We start from the raw sequence: 18,411 nt of genomic DNA on the forward strand, positions 1-18,411 counted from the left end.
CGATGGGACTTCGCGCGGAGATGCCGCTGCTGGCCAGGCACGAGGGCGAGTGGGAGGGCACCTACCTCCACCTCGGCCGCGACGGCGGCGTGCTCGACAGGCACCGCTCGCGCATCACCTGCTCGATCGTCGCCGACGCCGCCTACCACCAGGTGAACGAGTACACTTGGGAGGACGGCAGGACTGAGGTGCACGAGTTCCCCGGCGCCTACCTCGGCGGCGGGCGCTGCGCCTTCGACACCGAGCGCATCAGCGGCGAGTTCTGGGAGGTCGACGCCTCCACCATCTACCTCACCTGGGTCTACAAGGCGGAGGGCGAGGACCTGAAGCTGTTCGAGCTGATCGTGCTGAGCGACGACGGCCGCAGCCGGAGCAGGGTGTGGCAGTGGATCAGGGCGGGTGAGTGCATCAGGCGCACGCTGATCGACGAGAAGCGGGTCGGATGACCGCCTACCGGGCGCTGGCCCTGCAGGTCAGAACAGAGGCGGTGAACGGCTCGGCCGACCCGCGCGCGCTCATCCGCACGGCGATCGGCTCCATCGCCGCCCAGACGGCGGCCGCGAAGGCGTGGATCGGGCCCGACCTGCGGCTGGTCGTCCTGCCCGAGTACGTGCTCACCGGGTTCCCGTTCGGCGAGAGCGTCGAGGAGTGGCGGGCGAGGGCGGCCATCGCGCCGGGCGGGCCCGAGTACCAGGCGCTGGCCGAGATCGCGCGCGGGCAGGACGTGTACCTGTGCGTCAACGCCTACGAGAGCGACCCGCACTTCCCCGAGCTGTTCTTCCAGGCCACCGTCATCCTCGGCCCGGCGGGCGAGGACGTGCTGCGCTACCGGCGGCTGCACTCGATGTTCTCTCCCACGCCCTACGACGTATGGGAACGCTACCTTGACGTCTACGGGCTCGACGCCGTGCTGCCCGTCGCCCGCACCGAGCTCGGCAACCTCGCGGTGATCGCCTCGGAGGAGATCCTCTTCCCCGAGCTGGCCAGGGCGCTGGCGCTGCGCGGCGCGGAGGTCTTCTGCCACCCGACCTCCGAGGCGTCCGCTCCCTCGCTCACGCCGAAGGCGATCGCCAGGCGGGCCAGGGCGATCGAGAACCTCGCCTACGTGGTCTCGGCCAACAGCGGTGGCCTGGCGGGCCTGCCCATTCCCGGCGACTCCACCAGCGGGGGCTCCGAGGTGCTCGACTTCGAGGGCCGCCCGCTGGCGCAGGCGGGCCAGGGCGAGTCGCTGGTGGCCGCCGCCGAGCTCGACCTGACCGCGCTGCGCCGCTTCCGCCGCCGCCCCGGCATGGGCAACCTGCTGTCCAGGGTGAAGCCGGCGCTCTGGGCCGAGGAGTACGGCTGGCACGACGTCGAGCGCCCCGACGGGCTGGCTTCGGCCGTACCGTCGAGGCAGTGGTTCGCCGAGCGGCAGCGGGCCGCGATCAGGCGGCTGTACGGCCCCGATGCCACCTGAGCGCCCTGCGCTCAACCGCCAGGAAGACCCCGTTCAGCACCACGCCCAGCACGCCGAGCAGCACGATCCCGGCCCACATCGCGGGGATGTCGAAGCTGCCCTCCGCCTCCCGCATCCGGTGCCCGATGCCCTCGCTGCTGGCGTACAGCTCCGAGATCACCATCATGATCAGGGCCAGGGCCACGCTGAGCCGCAGTCCCGCGAAGATCTTGGGCGCGGCGGCGGGCAGCACGATCCGCCAGCGGGGCAGGTGGAAGACCTGGGCGGTGTCGAGGTACTGCGTGTCCACGTGGCGGGCGCCGTCCATGGAGTTGACCAGCACCGGCCACAGCACGCCGTAGACGATCGCGGCCAGTTGGATGGGGGTGCCGACCTTGAAGAACACCAGGAACACCGGCAGCAGCGCGGCGGGCGGCACCGACCTGCCGAAGTGGACCAGCGGCTCCACCAGCTTCGCCAGCAGCGCCGAGCGGCCGAGCAGCACCCCGAGCGCGACGCCTGCCGCGGCGGCGAGCGCCCAGCCCACGGCCAGCCTGGCCAGGCTCGGCACCAGGTCGGCGGCCACGTCCTCGGTCACGGCCATCTCGCGCATCCTGGCCAGGATGGCGGACGGCGGAGGGAAGTAGACCGCGCCGGCGGAGCGGGTGACCAGTTCCCAGGCGACCGCCGCGACGGGGATCAGCCAGTACCAGGCCAGGCGCCGGATCACGCGGCCCACCTCCAGCGCAGCAGCCGCTTCTCCGCCGCGGTGAACAGCGCGTTGGCCGCGAGGCCGAGCGCCCCGGCCCAGACGGTGGCGGCGAGCATCCTGTCCACCCTGTTGGCGCTGCCAGCCTGCACCAGATAGGTGCCGATGCCGCCGCCCCCTCCCGAGATGAGCTCCACGCTGACCGCCACGATCAGCGTCACCGACACCGCGATGCGCACGCCCGTCGCGATGAAGGGCGCGGTGCTCGGGAGGGAGACGCGCCACAGGACGGCCATGGGGCCGAAGCCGAAGCCGCGCAGGGTGTCCTTGGCGATCGGGTCGACGTCGGCCAGGCCGTACATCGTGTTGATCAGCAGCGGCCACGAGCAGGTGTAGACGATCAGCGCGATCTTGGCGTCCTGGCTGTCGGTCCACACGAACATCGCCAGCGGGATGAGTGACAGCGAGGGGATCGGCCGCAGGAACTCCACCAGCGGCCGCACGGACCGCTCGACCGCGGGCACCGTGCCGAGCAGCAGGCCCGCGGGCACCGCCGTCAGGATCGCGATCAGCAGCCCCGCGGCGCAGGCGGCCAGCGTGGCGCCGACGTCGGCGAGGAAGGCGCCGTCCGCCGCCAGGCCCGCGGCCGTCACGAGCACCACGGACACCGGGGGCAGCGCCTCGATCAGTCCCAGGCGTCCCGCGGCCTCCAACAGGAGCAGGAAGCCGAGGACCCCCAGCGCCCTGATCATCCGATCTTGGACGGGATCATGGTCGTGACGTCGGGCTTGGCCTTGAGGTAGCCGTAGCCGTGCAGCAGGTCGGCCAGCTTCTGGAAGCCGGCCCTGTCGACCTCGGCGGAGAACTGACCCAGCTTCATCGCGGCCGCCGCCTCCGCGGGGATCTGGGTGTAGGTGGGGATGACGGCGTTGATGGCGTTCCTGTCGGTGCTGGCGATCTGCTGTGCCTTGGCCAGCGCGCGCTGGAAGGCCGCGGCCGTCTTCGGGTTCTTGGCCAGCCACTCCTCCGACACGCCCCACGCGTCGAGCGGCAGGCCGGCCGTCGGCCCCGAGGTGGTGTCGATGATCTCGACCGCGCCGTCCTTCTTGGCGGCGGTCAGGAACGGCTCCACCAGCCAGGCGGCGTCGATCTTCTTGGTCGACAGCGCCGTGAGCTGGTCGGCGAACGGCACCGCGGTGAACTTCACGTCCTCGGGCTTGAGCCCCGCCTGCTGCAGGTGGGCGTTGGTCACCGTCTGGCCGAGCGCCTTGAGCACGTTGACGCCGACGGTCTTGCCCTTGAGGTCGGCCGCCGTCTTGATGGGGGAGTCCTTGGGCACCACGACGCTGGCGATGCCCGGCGCGGCCGTCTGCACGTGCTGGAAGAGCCTCAGCTTGGCGGCGCCCGAGTCGTTGATGGCCAGCAGCGAGACGTAGCTGGTCAGGAAGGCGTCCATGCTGCCGTTGAGGATCTTCGGCATGACCGCCTGAGGCGCCTGGATGATCTCGGTCTTGACCGTCAGGCCCTCGGCCTTGAAGAAGCCGTTCTTCTCGGCGATGAACAGCGGCGCCGACGAGGGCACCGGCACCACGCCGACGGTCAGCGTCGTCTTCTCCTGCGTGGCGCCTTCGTCGCCGCCGCAGGCCGTCAGGCTGCTGACCAGGAGAACGAGTGCCAGGGCGGCTCGCTTCACGCGGGGGTCCTCTCGAGGCCGCGCACGAGGCGTCCGACCTCGGCGCGCAGGTGGACGAAGTCGGGGTGCTCGCGGGTGGTGATCTGGTCGCGCGGCGCGGCCAGCTCGACCTTGAGATCGCCCACGACGTGCGCGGGGGCCTTGGACAGCACCACGACCCTGTCGCCGACGTAGACGCTCTCGTCGATGTCGTGCGTGATCAGCACGATGGTCATCTTGTGGTGTCCGCGCACCTGCAGGACCAGATCCTCCAGGTCCTCCCTGGTCTGCGCGTCGACCGAGCCGAACGGCTCGTCCATGAGCATGAGCGCGGGCCGGTAGGCGAGGGCCCTGGCGATGGCCACGCGCTGCTGCATGCCGCCCGACAGCTGGAAGGGGTACTTCTTGCCGGCCTCGGCCAGCCCCACCGACTCCAGCGCCTCCTGCGCGGCCGCCCTGCGCTGCTGCTTGTCCATCTTCTTGCGGCGCAGCGGCAGGGCCACGTTGTCGGCCACGGACATCCAGGGGAACAGGGAGCGGCTGTAGTCCTGGAAGACGACCGCCAGATTGTCGGGGGTCTGCTTGACCAGCTGACCCTCGATGCGCACCTCGCCGCCGGTCGGCTGGATGAGGCCGGCGATGGAACGCAGCAGCGTGGACTTTCCCGCACCGGAGGGACCGACGATGCACAACAGCTCGCCCTCGGCGACACTCAGATTCAGTCCCTCGATGGCGTGGTGGGCCGTGGGGCCACTGCCGTAGACGTGGGAGAGGTTGGATATCTCAAGCACGCTGAATCCTCAGGCCGCAGGGGGAATCCCGAAAAATGTGATGCAGACTCTATCGGAGCGCCTCGGTTATGGACTATGGCCCTGACCGGTTTACTCCATTTAAGGCGATTTAAGGCGATTTAAGGCGATATGCCGTTTAGACGGGTACGGCTTCGACCAGGCTCGCCCCCGCCGAGAGGTCGATCACCTCGGTCATCCTGAAGCCGGTCTTCTCCAGCAGCACGGAGTACTCCTGCCTGGTGCGCTCCGTTCCTCCGTCGAACAGGGCCAGCATGCGCATGTCCATGTCCTTGCCGACATGGGGCTCGTCCTCGTCGGGCAGCACCATTTCGAGGATGAGCAGCCGCCCGTCCTGGCTGATCGCCTCCCTCACGCGGCGCAGGATGCGCTCGGCGTCCTGGTCGTCCCAGTTGTGCAGGATGCTGGCGAGCAGGTAGGCGTCGAAGCCTTCGGGCACCTTCTCGAAGAAGTCCCCGGCCAGGACCTCGCAGCGGTCCATCAGGCCGTGCGCGGTGAGCGCCGCCGTCGCGCCCGGGACGACGTGCGGGAGGTCGACCAGCACGCCATGGGTCCGCGGGTTGGCGTGCAGCACCGACGCCAGGATGTGGCCCTTGCCGCCTGCCACGTCCACCAGCGTGTCGACCCGCGAGAAGTCATAGCGCCGCGCCACCTGCTCGGCGAAGGGCATCGCGCGCGAGGTCATGTAGGCGTCGAAGATCTCGCCCACCTCGGGGTGCTGCCCGAGGTGCTGGTAGAGCGGGCCGTACCGCTCGACGAACGCGGAGCGGCCCTGGCGCACGGTCGCGGGGAGGCTGCCGAGGGCGTACCAGAAACCCTCCTCGGCGATCATCCGTACGGCGGGCAACGTCGAGTCGGGCGCGTCGGAGCGTAGCGACGCACCGTCCTCGGTCAGCTCGTACCTGTCCTGCCCGACGGAGCGCACGATTCCCATGCCGGCCAGCTCACGCAGGACCCGTCGCAGGGAGGGCGCGTGCGCGCCGCACCTGCCGGCGAGTTCCTCGGCGTTCAGCGGGCCGTCGGCCAGGTGGTCCGCGCATCCGAGTTCCGCCATCGTGGCCAGTGCGGCGAACCTGGAGATGCCGGAGATGGACTCCCAAATGGGACCGGCAGGATGGGACATGTCTTCCTCCACGCGAGATCTAAAGTGTGCGCCTGGCATGGTGGTGCCACACCAGCAGTCGTCGCTCGGCCACCGTGAACAGCGCGTTCACCAGGTAGCCGAGGAGGCCGAGTAGCGCGATCGCACCCCAGACGGCAGGGGTGTCGAAGCCGCGCTGCGCCTGCAGCAGCTGGTACCCGATGCCGTCGGAACTGCCGAACAGCTCGGAGATGACCATCAGGATGAGGGCGAGCGACAGGCTGAGCCGCAGTCCGGCGAAGATCTTCGGCGCCGCCGCCGGGATGACGACCTTGCGGAGCTGCTGCGCCCTTGTCAGGCCGAAGACGATCGCGGTCTCGGTGTAGGTCCTGTCCACGCCCTTGGCGCCGTCGATGGAGTTGAGCAGCACCGGCCACACGACGCCGAAGACGATGGCGGCGACCTGCATCGCGAGGCCCGCGTGCAGGAGCGCCAGGAACAGCGGCAGGAGCAGCGGCGGCGGGATGACCCTGCCGAACTGGATGAGCGGTTCGACGTAGTCGGCCGCGGTGCGGGACCTGCCGAGGATCACGCCGAGGACCACGCCCAGCACGGCGGCGAGGATCCAGCCGGTGAACATGCGGCCCAGGCTGGGCAGGATGTTCTCGATCGCGTCATCGGTCAGGAAGAGCCTGGTGGCCGGCCCGGAGAACCACAGCTCGTGCATCCTGAGCACGATCGTGGACGGCGGCGGGAAGTCGGTGTCCTGCAGGAGCCGGGTCGTCAGCTCCCACACGGCCACGACCAGCGGGACCAGCCAGATGCGCTTGAGAGAGGTCACGTCGTCGCTCCGGTTCTGGCCTGGTGCCAGTGGAAGAGCCGCCGTTCGGCGGCGACCAGCAGGACGTTGGCCACCATGCCGATGATGCCCGCCCAGAACGTGGCGGCCAGGATGAGGTCGGTACGGTTACCGCTGCCCGCCTGGAGCACGAAGACGCCGATACCTCCCGTGCCGCCCGCCAGCAACTCCGCGCTGACCGCGAGGATCAGCGCGATGCCGGCGGCGATGCGCACGCCGGTGAGCATGAACGGCGCCGCGCTCGGCAGGCTGACCCTGCGCAGCACGTCGAGGGTGCCGAAGCCGAAGCTGCGCAGCGACTCCTTGGCGAGGGGGTCGACGTCGTGCATGCCATAGAGCGTGTTGATCAGCACCGGCCACAGCGAGGCGTAGACGATGACGGACACCTTCATCATCGAGTCCACCGGGATCAGCAGGATCGCCAGCGGGATGATCGCCACCGACGGGATCGGCCGCAGGAACTCCAGGAGTGGCCGGGTGGCACGCTCCACAGGCGGCACGCTTCCCAGCAGCACGCCGAGCGGAACCGCGATCACCACCGACGCGAGCAGGCCCAGCGCCCAGTTGGTGAGGGTGATCGCGACTCCGGACAGGAAGACGGGGTCGGCGAGCAGGGCCGCCGCCTCCCACAGCACGAGCGAGGGGGGCGGGAAGACCACGTCATCGGTGAGCCCGAACCTGATGGTGAGCTCACCGAGGATGAGGAACCCCACGACGCCCGCGGCGCCGCGGAGGATTCGCGCCTTGATCATCCGGTGGCGCCGACCAGAATGTTCTTCACGTCGAGCGGGCTCTGGATGTACTTGTACTCGAGCATGAGGTCGGCGACGCGCTGCAGCCGGGTCGCGTTGAGCGTGGTCGGGAAAGCGCCGAGGGTGATCACCGAGGCCGTCTTGGCGTCGATCTTGGTGTAGGTGGGCAGAACGGCCTCGACCTCCTTGCGGTCACTGGCCACGAGCTGCTGGGCCTTGGCGATGGCGCGATTGAAGGCGGCCAGCGTCTTCGGGTATTTCTGCACCCATTCGTCCGTCGCCATCCAGGCGGCGATCGGCAGGTCGGCGGTCTGTCCTGACATCGTGTCGGCCAGCTTGCGGAACCCGGACTGGCTCTGGGTGGCGGTGATGAACGGCTCGGTCATCCACGCCGCGTCGCCCTGCCCGGTGCTGAGCGCGTTGGCCATGTCGGGGAAGGGCTTCTCGACGAACTTGACGTCGTCCTTCGTCAGGCCGGCGACCTTCATGGTCGCCTCCACCGTCAGGGTGCCGATGTTGTTGAGGGTGTTGACCAGGACGGTCTTGCCCTTCAGGTCGGCGACCGAGTTCAGCGGGGAGTCCTTGGGGACCATGAGGTTGAAGGTGTTCGGCGCGGCCTGGTAGACGTCGCCGACGACCCTGATCTTCTCGCCCTTGCTGGCGGCGAGGAAGGTCGAGACGTAGTTGGTGTGCGAGATGTCCAGCGCGCCGCTCTTGATCTGCGGAAGCGCGGCGGCGCCGCCCTGGATGATCACCGGCTCGACGGTCAGCCCCTCGGCCTTGAAGAAGCCCTTGGCGTTGGCGATGTAGAGGGCGGCGGGGTCGGGGATGGGAAGGGCGCCGACCTTGATGGTGGTCTTCTCCAGCCCCTTTCCCCCGGCGGGGGTGGCGGCCGTGTCCGACCCACCACCGCAGGCGGCAAGGGTCAGCGCGGTCGCGATGCCTAGAACGAGCGCACGCGCGCGGACTGTGCGAGTCATCGAGGAGCTCCTGGGGGGAAGCGTAAATGTCCGTTTGACGGGCGTGAAGCGTACAGGAGCGGGATCTTTCCTGGAAGACAAGTGCCCTGTATATGGGTACATGCGCGAAAAGGAAGATTATGACATGTCGCCAATATGCGGATTGATGGCTATATGTCTGGTTTATGACAGATGGATGGGATGTGTCTCGGGACCGCAATGGCAATAAAAGCCGATCACCCTGGAACGTTCCATAAGTTGCATTGCATTGGCTGGAGATAGAAGGTTGTGCTCCAATTGCCCCGATACTTGCCTGCAACCACTCGTCCCACTGGCGAATCGGTTCACTCCGCACATGCGCAGGCATCCCCGAGAGGTTACGACTTGTGAGGACAGCAACGGCCGGTTCCGGTCGTGGCATCGCGCCGGAACCCCCGGGCCCACCAGAGGCTCGTGAGCCGATGCCCGAGCCAGGTGAGGACGCCGGCAGCAAGATCGCGCTGCGTAACTGGCGAGTACGCACCAGACTGGTGGCGCTCATCGCCGTCCCGACTCTCGTGGCCGTTCTCCTCGGCGCGCTCCGCGTGACCACGTCGATCAGCAGCGCGGAGGAGTACGGGCGAGTCGCCGACGGGGCGGAGCTGGTGGTCGCGCTGGGCGCGCTCGGTCACGAACTCGCTCTCGAACGCGACCTGTCCGCACGGTATGCCGCCGCGAACAGGAGCGGCGACGACATCCAGGCTCTGAAGAGCCAGTACCAGGCGGTCGACGGCGCCGTCACCAAGGTCAGGTCCGCGGTGCGTGCCGCGGAGGAGTCCATGTCCGAGCTCGGGCGGCGTCAGCTGGCGCAGGTCCGGGTCCGGCTCGACCAGCTGCCCCTCCTGCGCGCCACGGTCTCCGGCGACGACAGCCAGCTTCCGCCGCTTCCCGTCATGGAGAAGTACTCCGAAGTCATCTCGGACCTTCACCCCCTCTATGACGAGACCGTGCAGGGTATTTCGGACGACGAGCTCGTCGTCACCAACACGGCGCTCGGCGCCGTCGCCAGGACCAAGGACGAGGTCTCCAAGCAACGGGCGCTCCTGACGATCGCCCTGGTCCGCGGCAGGTTCGACGGCACGGAGTTCGACGCGTTCCTGTCCGCCCGGTCGAGCCGCGAGAGCGAGCGCAACGCCTTCCGCGCCGCGGCCACCCCAACGCAGCGGCAGTTCTTCGACGACACGGTGACCGGCCAGGAGATCGGCCGCGCCGAGCTGTACGTCGCCAGGGCGATCTACCTGCACAACCAGCGCACGTCGCTGCGCGCGCTCGACACCTCCACCACCCAGGACGCGGAGCGCTGGTTCGAGGCGATCACCAAGACCGCGGACCGGCTCTACACCGTGGAGAAGAGCCTGTCCGGCTCCATCAGCATGAAGGCAGCCGAGCTCAGAGCCGCCGAGCAGCAGGTCGCCATCATCAACGTGGTGCTCGTGCTCGTGCTCCTCGTCATCGTCCTGATCATCACCGCGATCATGGCGCGCTCGCTGGTCCTTCCCCTGCGGCGGCTGCGCGGTGACGCGCTGGACGTCGCCGGCCGGACGCTGCCCGGCATCGTCCAGCGGCTTCGCGAGGAGGGGCACACCGCGGAGAACGTGGAGGTCCCGCCGATCGGGGTCTCGTCCAAGGACGAGATCGGTGAAGTCGCGCGGGCCTTCGACGAGGTCCACCGCGAGGCCGTACGGCTGGCGGGTGAGGAGTCCAAGCTCCGCGCCAACGTCAACGCCATGTTCGTCAACCTCTCCCGCCGCAGCCAGACCCTCGTCGAGCGGCAGATCACCCTCATCGACGGCCTGGAACAGGGCGAGCAGGACGAGCAGCGGCTCGCCAACCTGTTCAAGCTCGACCACCTGGCCACCCGCATGCGCCGCAACTCCGAGAACCTCCTGGTCCTCGCGGGCCAGGACCCGCCGCGGCGCTGGAGCCAGCCGGTGCAGCTGGTCGACGTGGCCCGCGCCTCGCTCTCGGAGGTCGAGAACTACGACCGGGTGACCCTCCAGGTGCCCGGCGGCGCGGCCGTCGCGGGACAGGCCGTCAACGACGTCATCCACCTGCTCGCCGAGCTGGTCGAGAACGCGCTGGCCTTCTCTCCCCGCGAGACCCACGTCATCGTCTCGGGCAACAGGATCGACGGCGGCGGCGTGATGGTCTCCATCACCGACTCCGGCATCGGCATGACGCAGGAGGAGATCGTCCAGGCCAACGAACGCCTGGCCGTCGCTCCGAGCGTGGACGTGTCGGTGTCGCGCCGCATGGGCCTGTTCGTGGTCGCGAGGCTGGCGCACCGGCACGGCATCAGGGTGCAGCTGCGCCCGCACGGCTCCGGTGGCCTGACCGCGATGGTGCTGCTGCCCGAGTCGCTGCTGGGTGGTGCGCCGACGCCCGCCATGGCCGGATCGGGCATGGCCGGATCCGGGATCGCCGGGATGGCCGGATCGGGTATGGCTGGATCGGGTATGGCCGGGCCGGGCGCCATGCCGGGGCTCAGAGGCGGGGCCGCCCAGTCGCCGATGGGCTGGGACAGCGAGCCGCAGCGGCCCGCGCCCTTCACCGCCGACACCGGTCCCGCGTGGGCCTCCGACCCCGGACCCATGGGCGGGCCCGGCGGCTGGCCCTCCGAGTCGGGCCCCGCGCCTGGCTGGGCCGGCGCCGACACCGCCGCAGGCGGCTCCTGGCCCTCCGCGCCGCAGTGGCCCTCCGACCCCGGCGCGTGGTCTTCCGGCCCGCGCCAGGCGCCGAGCACCTTCGACAGCGGCGAGGCCGACGTGTGGGCGCCCAGCAAGGGCGGCGCGGGCTGGCAGGACACCGCACCCCCCGACCCCGCCGCCTCCTGGTCCTTCCAGGACAGGACGCCCGCGGTCGAGCGGCCGGGCAGATACGACTTCCCCTCGGTCGAGTCGAACCCGACGGGTCCGATCCCGGCCGTGAAGCCCACGGGAGACGAGTTCCTGCCGATCTTCGCCTCGGTGGAGTCCGCCTGGTTCGACAAGGGCGACGAGAGCGCGTCGTGGGGATCGTCCAGGGCGGACGCGGGCTGGAGCGCCGCCGAGGCCGTGCGGGAACCGGTCAAGGACGGTTCCACCGCCGCGGGGCTGCCCAAGCGGGTGCCCAAGGCCAACCTCGTGCCCGGCTCCGCCGACACCTCGGCGCCCAAGGGCGTCGCGCCCATGCCGGAGATCTCGCCGGAGCGGGTGCGCAACAGGTTCTCGAGCTTCCAGCAGGGGCTCAGGGCCGCACGCGACGACATCGGTGAGGGCCGCTACCAGGGCGGCCCGAGGACCGTTGACAACAGGGAGGAGGACGAGTGAACGACCTGAGCCACGCGGCCCGCGGGGTCGACTGGTTGATCACCGACTTCGTGAGCAATGTTCCCGGCGTCGCTCACGCGGTGGTGGTCTCTTCGGACGGGCTGCCGCTGGCCGCCTCCGCCGGCTTTCCCGCCGATCGGGCCGACCAGCTGGCCGCCATCGCCTCGGGCCTGATCAGCCTCACACAGGGGGCGGCGCGGGTCTTCGAGGGTGGTCCCGTCACCCAGACGATCGTCGAGATGCAGCGCGGGCTGATGTTGATCATGTCGATCAGCGACGGCTCGTGCTTGGCGGTGCTGGCAGCGCCCGACTGTGACATGGGGCTGGTGGCGTATCAGATGACACTGATGGTGGAGCGGGCCGGGCAGGTACTCACGCCTGCCGTACGCGCCGAGCTCCGCGCGACCCAGACCAGGTGATGTAGGTGTCGGACCCCAGATGGAACACCGGCGGCGACTGGCAGCCGCAGCCGCACGCGGAGCCCGCCTCGCCGGTCCGCCCGTACGCGGTGACGGGCGGGCGCACGGCGCCGCGGGTGAAGTTCGCGATGGAGGCGCTGGTCTCCTCGGCCACGGTCGAACCCCGCGACCTGTCGCACATGCCGGAGTACGCGGCGATCAGTCAGCTGTGCCGCAGCGTCAGGTCGGTGGCGGAGATCTCGGCCCTCCTGCGGATCCCGCTCGGCGTGGTCAGGGTGCTGATCTCGGACATGGCGACGGAGGGACTGGTACGGGTGCACCAGCCACAGCTCGACGCTGGCAAGCCCGACATCAACTTGCTCGAAAGGGTGCTCAGTGGACTTCGCAGGCTCTAGCCGCGGACTGACCTCGACGAAGATCGTCGTGGCCGGCGGCTTCGGCGTGGGCAAGACGACGTTCGTGGGTGCGGTGTCGGAGATCCTGCCGCTCACCACCGAGGCGGTCATGACCAACGCCTCGGCGGGGGTGGACGACGTCTCGCTCACCCCGAACAAGACGACCACGACCGTGGCCATGGACTTCGGCAGGGTGTCGCTGGACCAGGACCTGATCCTGTATCTGTTCGGCACGCCGGGCCAGCACCGGTTCTGGTTCATGTGGGACGACCTGGTGCGCGGCGCCATCGGCGCCGTCGTGCTGGTCGACACCAGGCGCCTGGCCGACAGCTTCCCCGCGGTCGACTACTTCGAGGAGGCGAAGCTGCCGTTCGTGGTCGGCCTGAACGGGTGGGACGGGCAGCAGCTCCACACCGAGGAGGAGGTGCGCGACGCCCTCACGCTGTCGGCGCACGTCCCGATCGTCCGGCTGGACGCGCGTTCCCGCGACTCGGTCAAAAGCGCGTTGATCACCCTGGTGGAGCACGCGTTGACGGTGCGCATGGCCGTACCCGGTCTCCAGTAGCGGTTAGGCTGAGTCGCAAGACCACGCATATTCGCTTCGAGGACTGGCCAACCACGTGTTCGAGACGCTTTCCGACCGGCTGACATCGGTCTTCTCCTCCCTCCGATCCAAGGGTCGGCTGTCCGACGCCGACATCGACGCCACGTGCCGCGAGATCCGCATCGCGTTGCTCGAGGCCGACGTCGCGCTGCCTGTGGTCAAGGCGTTCGTCGCCCAGGTCAAGGAGCGGGCGCGCGGCGTCGAGGTCTCCCAGGCGCTCAACCCCGCCCAGCAGGTCGTCAAGATCGTCAATGACGAGCTGATCGGCATCCTGGGCGGGGAGACCCGCAGGCTCCGCTACGCCAAGACCCCGCCCACGGTCATCATGCTGGCCGGTCTGCAGGGCGCGGGTAAGACAACTCTGGCGGGCAAGCTGGCCAAGTGGCTGCGCGACCAGGGCCACGCGCCCATGCTGGTCGCCGCCGACCTGCAGCGTCCCAACGCGGTGACGCAGCTTCAGGTCGTGGGCGAGCGCGCCCAGGTCGCGGTGTTCGCCCCGTCGCCCGGCAACGGCGTCGGCGACCCCGTGGAGGTCGCGCGCGAGTCGATCGAGCAGGCCAGGCGCCAGCAGCACGACATCGTCATCATCGACACCGCGGGCCGCCTGGGCATCGACCAGGAGCTGATGAAGCAGGCCGCCGACATCCGCGACGCGGTCTCGCCCGACGAGGTCCTGTTCGTCGTCGACGCCATGATCGGTCAGGACGCGGTCACCACGGCACAGGCCTTCATGGAGGGCGTCGGCTTCGACGGGGTCGTGCTCACCAAGCTCGACGGCGACGCCAGGGGCGGCGCCGCGCTGTCGGTGCGGCACATCACCGGCCGGCCGATCATGTTCGCCTCCACGGGTGAGAAGCTCGAGGACTTCGACGCCTTCCACCCCGACCGGATGGCCTCCCGCATCCTCGACATGGGTGACATCCTCACCCTGATCGAGCAGGCGCAGAAGACCTTCGACGAGGACCAGGCCGCCAAGATGGCGGGCAAGCTCACCTCGGGCGAGAACTTCACGCTTGAAGACTTCCTCGAGCAGATGCAGATGGTCCAGAAGATGGGGCCCATCAAGAACCTGCTCGGCATGATGCCCGGCATGGGGCAGATGCGCGACCAGATCAACTCCATCGACGACCGCGACCTCGACCGAATCGCGGCGATCATCCGCTCGATGACGCCGGCCGAGCGGCAGGACCCGAAGATCATCAACGGGTCGCGGCGCTCCCGCATCGCCAACGGCTCCGGCGTGTCGGTCACCGCGGTCAACAACCTGGTCACCCGCTTCTTCGAGGCGCAGAAGATGATGAAGCGGATGGCGGGCGGCATGGGCATCCCCGGGATGCCGGGTGGCAGGAAGGCCGCCAAGGCCGCGCAGAAGAAGACCAAGAAGGGGCGGCGCGTGAGCGGCGACCCGCGCAAGGCGGCGCTCGGCAAGGGGCCCGCCGTGCCTGACGAGGCGGCTCCCGCCAAGGGTGGCGCGCTGGGCAACCTGGGCGGGCTCGGCGGCAAGCTGCCCAAGGGCATGGAGCTGCCGCCCGGCTTCGACCCGTCCAAGCTGAAGCTCCCCGGCCAGCAGTGATGTCCGGCAAGCGGACCCGGCTGATCATCGCGATCCTGGTGCTCGCGATCGCCGCACTGACGGCGATGCAGGCGCTGGGCATCGGACCGCGGACCTGAGACGGCCGTGCGGCGGGCTCTCCCGCCGCACGGCCGTCGGTCTTCCCCGCCGTTCCGGTGCGGTCTTTCCCGACCTTCCGGTACGGCGGGCCGGTCAGTTGCGTCTGACGACCAGGAACGTTCCAAGGCCGAGCAACGCGAAGGCCAGCCCCAGCGGCAGGTGGAGCGGCACGCCGGTGAACGGCAGGACCTCTCCCTCCTCCACCAGGACCTCTTCCTCCACACCGTGGTCATGGCACGGCACGCCGTGATCGCAATCTTCAGGGAAGAACACGTCCAGCTTCTTCGTCACGGTCTTCGGCGGCGTGGGCGAGAGCGTCCTGCTGGGTGTCGGCGTCGCGGTCGGTGTCACCGTAGGCGTCGCCGTCGGGGTCGCCGTCGGGGTCGACGTCGGTGTGCTCGTCGGCGTCGAGGTCGGGGTCGACGTGGGTCTGTACGTGGGCGTCGACGTGGGTGTCGTGGTCGGCTTCATCGTGGGCGTCTTGGTCGGCTTCGGCCTCTCCGTCGGCCGCCACGTCGGCTCCGTCGTCGGCTCCGGCATCGGCCGGTACATCGGCTCGGATGTGGGCCGCTGCAGCCGCTCCGCCCCCGCGCAGGCCACCTCCACCCGGCCGAGCGTCGTCCTGGCCAGCGGGCCGTCGTAGACCACGGTGCCCTGGGCGTCACGCAGCCTGGCGTTGACGACGATCGTCATGGCCGCGTGCGCCGTGCTGGCGCCCATGACGGTGGAGTCCGTCCGCGTCACGGTCAGCGTGCCGGTCGTCACGCCTCGGTAGCCGAGCTGGGCTCCCGTGGCCGGCACCGTCGTGGTGCCGGGCCCGACCGGCCTGCCGAGCACGGTGACGGTGCCCGGCGCGGCCAGCACGGAGGCGCGCGCCGGGGACGGCGGGCCGCACGTGACGCTGGTCTGGATCTTCCCCGTGACCAGCAGCGGCTGCGTCGCCTGATCGTTGAGCCTGAGGGTGCGGACGGCGACGTTCGCCTTGGCCACGCCCGAGAGGGGACTGCTGGACGTGCTCGCCTCGAGCTGGTTGCTCGCCAGCGTCGCATAGCGCCGCACGCCCTGCGGGTCGCCCCAGCCAGTGTTGTCGGCGCCCGCGGTGTCCGAGGTGACACCCAAGGTGCCGGTGAAGGCGGACTGCCCCAGCGCGGGCACCGCCGTGATCGTCAGCTCCATGCCGTTGCCGCGGGCGGAGTGGCCCACGGAGGCGGTGGCGGTCAGCGCGAAGAGGGCCCCCACCAGGCCCGTCGCCAGGCCTGTCATGAGGATGCTCCTCGAGGCCAACCTGCTATTTCGTGTGATGCTCACGCGCTCATTGACCAGGAACGCGGGGTATGGACCGTAGAGGGACACGCCGCGATTACTGACACTTTGCGGTGACCTGCCGTACCAGGTCGAAGGCAGTCCCGCGGGTCTGGCACAATGACATGTTGGAACACCGTGACCAGGTGGGTGCCCTCTCACCTCCCGCCGGCCACGCCTGTCCCTCGAACCGGTGCCGCGCCGTGCCCCACTCGGCGAGGCGAGGTTCACCCACGCTCTAATGCAGGAGAGACCACACCAGTGGCAGTCAAGATCAAGCTCAAGCGGCTCGGCATGATCCGCAACCCGCAGTACCGCATCGTCGTCGCCGACAGCCGCACCAAGCGTGACGGCAGGGCGATCGAGGAGATCGGTCTGTACCACCCGAAGGAGAACCCCTCCTTCATCAAGATCGACGCTGAGCGCGCCGCGTACTGGCTGGGTGTCGGCGCGCAGCCGACCGAGCCGGTCCTCAAGCTGCTCAAGCTCACCGGCGACTGGCAGAAGTTCAAGGGCGAGGCCGCCCCTGAGCCGATGAAGGTCGCCGAGCCCAAGGCTGACCGTCACGCCATCTACGAGGCCGCGGCCAAGGAGGCGCTGTCCGGTGGCGACACCGGCTCGACCGCCACCACGCCGAAGAAGGCCAAGAAGAAGGAAGAGAGCGCGGAGCCCGCCGCTGAGGCTGCCGCCGAGACTCCGGCCGAGGCCTGACATGCTCGAGGAGGCCCTTGAGCACCTCGTCAAGGGCATCGTCGAGAATCCCGACGATGTCCGGGTCCGCGCACGCCGCATTCGCAGCGGGCGCGTCCTCGAGGTCCGGGTCCACCCCGAGGACCTCGGCAAGGTCATCGGTCGCGGCGGCCGCACGGCCAAGGCGTTGCGCACAGTGATCAACGCCTTGTCCGACGGCAAGTACGTGCGGGTCGATCTGCTCGACCTGCACGAGGCCGTCCGCTAGAACGCGGTTCCATAGGGCGCCCCCATCGGCTCGGTCCGGTGGGGGCTGCTTTTCGTATCAGTGGAGGATGAGGTGCAGCTAGTCGTCGGCAGGATCGGCCGTCCGCACGGGGTGCGCGGCGAGGTGACCGTCGAGGTCAGGACCGACGAGCCCGCGCTGCGCTTCGCCGCGGGGGCGACGCTCGACACCGCGCGCGGCCCCCTGACGATCGAGGGCCACCGCTGGAACAAGGGCGTGCTGCTGGTGCGCTTCGAGGGCGTGCTGTCCAGGGAGGCCGCCGAGGAACTGCGCGACACGCTGCTGCTCATCGACTCCGACGACCTGCCCCTTTCCGACGACCCCGACGAGTTCCACGACCATCAGCTGATCGGGCTGACCGTCGTGACCGTCGAGGGGGAGCGGGTGGGCGAGGTCACCGACGTGCTCCACCACGGCCAGGACCTGCTGGTCGTCGGGCGCGCGGGCGGGGACGACGCGCTCATCCCGTTCGTGAAGGCGCTGGTCCCCGAGGTCGACGTGGCAGGCGGCATGCTGGTGGTCGATCCCCCCGAGGGCCTGCTGTCATGAGACTCGACATCATCTCGATCTTCCCCGAGTACTTCTCGCCGCTCGACGTGTCGCTGATCGGCAAGGCGCGCCGGCGCGGCACTCTCGACGTGCGGATCCACCAGCTGCGCGACTGGGCGCACGACGTGCACAAGACCGTCGACGACACCCCGTACGGCGGCGGCCCCGGCATGGTCATGAAGCCCGAGATCTGGGGCGCGGCGATCGACGAGGTAACCGAGGGCGGGACGCCCCGCATGATCGTCACCACCCCCAGCGGGCGCCCCTTCACCCAGGCCATGGCCCAGGAGCTGGCCCAGGAGCCGTGGCTGCTGTTCTGCTGCGGCCGCTACGAGGGCATCGACTCCCGTGTCATGGCCGAGTACGGCAAGCGCATGCGCGTCGACGAGGTCAGCATCGGCGACTACGTCCTGGCCGGTGGCGAGGTGGCGGTCCTGGTGATGGTCGAGGCGATCGGCCGCCTGCTGCCCGGTGTGCTCGGCAACGTCCACTCGGCCGTCGACGACTCGTTCGCGCCGGGGGCGATGCAGAACCTGCTGGAGGGGCCCGTCTACACCAAGCCGCCGGTCTGGCGAGGCCGGGAGGTGCCCGAGGTGTTGCTGTCCGGACACCACGGCAAGGTGGCGAGGTGGCGCAGGGACGAGGCGCTGCGCCGTACCATGAAGAACCGGCCCGACCTGCTCGAGGCGCTCGACGCCGCGACGCTTGACAAGCGCGACAGGGAGCTGCTGCTCTCGTTTCGCGCTGAGCCGGAAGATATGGCAGACTGAATCGCTGGTGTGCCCGTCGTAGGCCACCTGATTCATCCAAACCAGCAGGCGTGTCCCCCTCGTCGCGGCGTCAAGGCGCTGCCGGGTGGACCTCCGCATGC

The 18,411-nt window shown here is 69.5% G+C and carries 20 protein-coding genes; 11 read left to right on the forward strand and 9 right to left on the reverse strand.

Annotation, left to right across the window (positions count from 1 at the left end):
- Nucleotides 1-2: 2 nt before the first annotated feature.
- A complete protein-coding gene (locus H4W81_RS45235; RefSeq protein ID WP_192780420.1) occupies nt 3-446 on the forward strand; it encodes a DUF3598 domain-containing protein in 444 nt (147 codons plus the stop codon).
- The gene (locus tag H4W81_RS45240) at nt 443-1,456 is read left to right on the forward strand and encodes a nitrilase-related carbon-nitrogen hydrolase (protein WP_192780421.1); all 1,014 of its coding nucleotides are present in this window, start codon (nt 443-445) and stop codon (nt 1,454-1,456) included. The genes H4W81_RS45235 and H4W81_RS45240 overlap by 4 nt, the downstream gene beginning before the upstream one ends.
- On the opposite strand, the gene H4W81_RS45245 is transcribed toward H4W81_RS45240, so the two are convergent.
- From H4W81_RS45245 to H4W81_RS45280, 8 genes are all read right to left on the reverse strand, one after another.
- Nucleotides 1,425-2,165 (reverse strand): ABC transporter permease, encoded by a 741-nt coding sequence (locus tag H4W81_RS45245; protein ID WP_318782475.1) that lies wholly within the window; start codon nt 2,163-2,165, stop codon nt 1,425-1,427. The genes H4W81_RS45240 and H4W81_RS45245 overlap by 32 nt on opposite strands.
- Nucleotides 2,162-2,896, reverse strand: a complete 735-nt coding sequence (locus tag H4W81_RS45250; RefSeq protein WP_192780422.1) for an ABC transporter permease — start codon at nt 2,894-2,896, stop codon at nt 2,162-2,164. Before H4W81_RS45250 ends, H4W81_RS45245 begins: the two co-directional genes overlap by 4 nt.
- Entirely contained in the window at nt 2,893-3,837 is a 945-nt protein-coding gene (locus H4W81_RS45255) for an ABC transporter substrate-binding protein (RefSeq protein ID WP_192780423.1), read from the reverse strand. The genes H4W81_RS45250 and H4W81_RS45255 overlap by 4 nt, the downstream gene beginning before the upstream one ends.
- Nucleotides 3,834-4,607, reverse strand: a complete 774-nt coding sequence (locus H4W81_RS45260) for an ABC transporter ATP-binding protein (protein ID WP_192780424.1) — start codon at nt 4,605-4,607, stop codon at nt 3,834-3,836. The genes H4W81_RS45255 and H4W81_RS45260 overlap by 4 nt, the downstream gene beginning before the upstream one ends.
- A gap of 136 nt (nt 4,608-4,743) precedes the next feature.
- Entirely contained in the window at nt 4,744-5,748 is a 1,005-nt protein-coding gene (locus tag H4W81_RS45265) for a methyltransferase (RefSeq protein WP_192780425.1), read from the reverse strand.
- A 19-nt stretch (nt 5,749-5,767) separates the two neighbouring features.
- Complete coding sequence (locus H4W81_RS45270) at nt 5,768-6,547, reverse strand: ABC transporter permease (RefSeq protein WP_192780426.1); 780 nt, start codon at nt 6,545-6,547, stop codon at nt 5,768-5,770.
- Entirely contained in the window at nt 6,544-7,317 is a 774-nt protein-coding gene (locus tag H4W81_RS45275; RefSeq protein WP_192780427.1) for an ABC transporter permease, read from the reverse strand. Before H4W81_RS45275 ends, H4W81_RS45270 begins: the two co-directional genes overlap by 4 nt.
- Entirely contained in the window at nt 7,314-8,297 is a 984-nt protein-coding gene (locus tag H4W81_RS45280; RefSeq protein WP_225959095.1) for an ABC transporter substrate-binding protein, read from the reverse strand. The genes H4W81_RS45275 and H4W81_RS45280 overlap by 4 nt, the downstream gene beginning before the upstream one ends.
- Before the next feature lie 440 nt (nt 8,298-8,737).
- Here H4W81_RS45280 and H4W81_RS45285 point away from each other — a divergent pair, with 440 nt between their 5' ends.
- Genes H4W81_RS45285 through ffh form a run of 5 tightly spaced genes read left to right on the forward strand, consistent with a single transcriptional unit; the run spans nt 8,738 to nt 14,614 of the window.
- Entirely contained in the window at nt 8,738-11,623 is a 2,886-nt protein-coding gene (locus H4W81_RS45285; RefSeq protein ID WP_192780428.1) for a nitrate- and nitrite sensing domain-containing protein, read from the forward strand.
- On the forward strand, nt 11,620-12,042 hold the full coding sequence (locus H4W81_RS45290; protein WP_183648729.1) for a roadblock/LC7 domain-containing protein: 423 nt from the start codon (nt 11,620-11,622) through the stop codon (nt 12,040-12,042). The genes H4W81_RS45285 and H4W81_RS45290 overlap by 4 nt, the downstream gene beginning before the upstream one ends.
- A 5-nt stretch (nt 12,043-12,047) precedes the next feature.
- Nucleotides 12,048-12,437 (forward strand): DUF742 domain-containing protein, encoded by a 390-nt coding sequence (locus H4W81_RS45295; RefSeq protein WP_192780429.1) that lies wholly within the window; start codon nt 12,048-12,050, stop codon nt 12,435-12,437.
- Between the two features lie 7 nt (nt 12,438-12,444).
- Entirely contained in the window at nt 12,445-13,002 is a 558-nt protein-coding gene (locus H4W81_RS45300; RefSeq protein WP_192781441.1) for a GTP-binding protein, read from the forward strand.
- 55 nt (nt 13,003-13,057) lie between these two features.
- Nucleotides 13,058-14,614, forward strand: a complete 1,557-nt coding sequence (gene ffh / locus H4W81_RS45305) for a signal recognition particle protein (RefSeq protein WP_192780430.1) — start codon at nt 13,058-13,060, stop codon at nt 14,612-14,614.
- 192 nt (nt 14,615-14,806) lie between these two features.
- On the opposite strand, the gene H4W81_RS45310 is transcribed toward ffh, so the two are convergent.
- On the reverse strand, nt 14,807-15,976 hold the full coding sequence (locus H4W81_RS45310) for a hypothetical protein (protein ID WP_192780431.1): 1,170 nt from the start codon (nt 15,974-15,976) through the stop codon (nt 14,807-14,809).
- Between the two features lie 300 nt (nt 15,977-16,276).
- On the opposite strand from H4W81_RS45310, the gene rpsP reads away from it, so the two are divergent.
- The 4 genes from rpsP (at nt 16,277) to trmD (ending at nt 18,310) form a co-directional block, all read left to right on the forward strand.
- Entirely contained in the window at nt 16,277-16,726 is a 450-nt protein-coding gene (gene rpsP, locus H4W81_RS45315; protein WP_192780432.1) for a 30S ribosomal protein S16, read from the forward strand.
- Nucleotide 16,727: 1 nt separating this feature from the next.
- On the forward strand, nt 16,728-16,973 hold the full coding sequence (locus H4W81_RS45320; protein WP_192780433.1) for an RNA-binding protein: 246 nt from the start codon (nt 16,728-16,730) through the stop codon (nt 16,971-16,973).
- Between the two features lie 72 nt (nt 16,974-17,045).
- Nucleotides 17,046-17,540: a ribosome maturation factor RimM gene (gene rimM, locus H4W81_RS45325; RefSeq protein WP_192780434.1), complete on the forward strand. Its 495-nt coding sequence runs from the start codon at nt 17,046-17,048 to the stop codon at nt 17,538-17,540.
- Entirely contained in the window at nt 17,537-18,310 is a 774-nt protein-coding gene (trmD, locus tag H4W81_RS45330; RefSeq protein WP_192780435.1) for a tRNA (guanosine(37)-N1)-methyltransferase TrmD, read from the forward strand. Before rimM ends, trmD begins: the two co-directional genes overlap by 4 nt.
- Nucleotides 18,311-18,411: the final 101 nt, after the last annotated feature.

It is taken from the genome of Nonomuraea africana (genome assembly GCF_014873535.1).
GTDB classification, from domain to species: Bacteria; Actinomycetota; Actinomycetes; order Streptosporangiales; family Streptosporangiaceae; genus Nonomuraea; species Nonomuraea africana.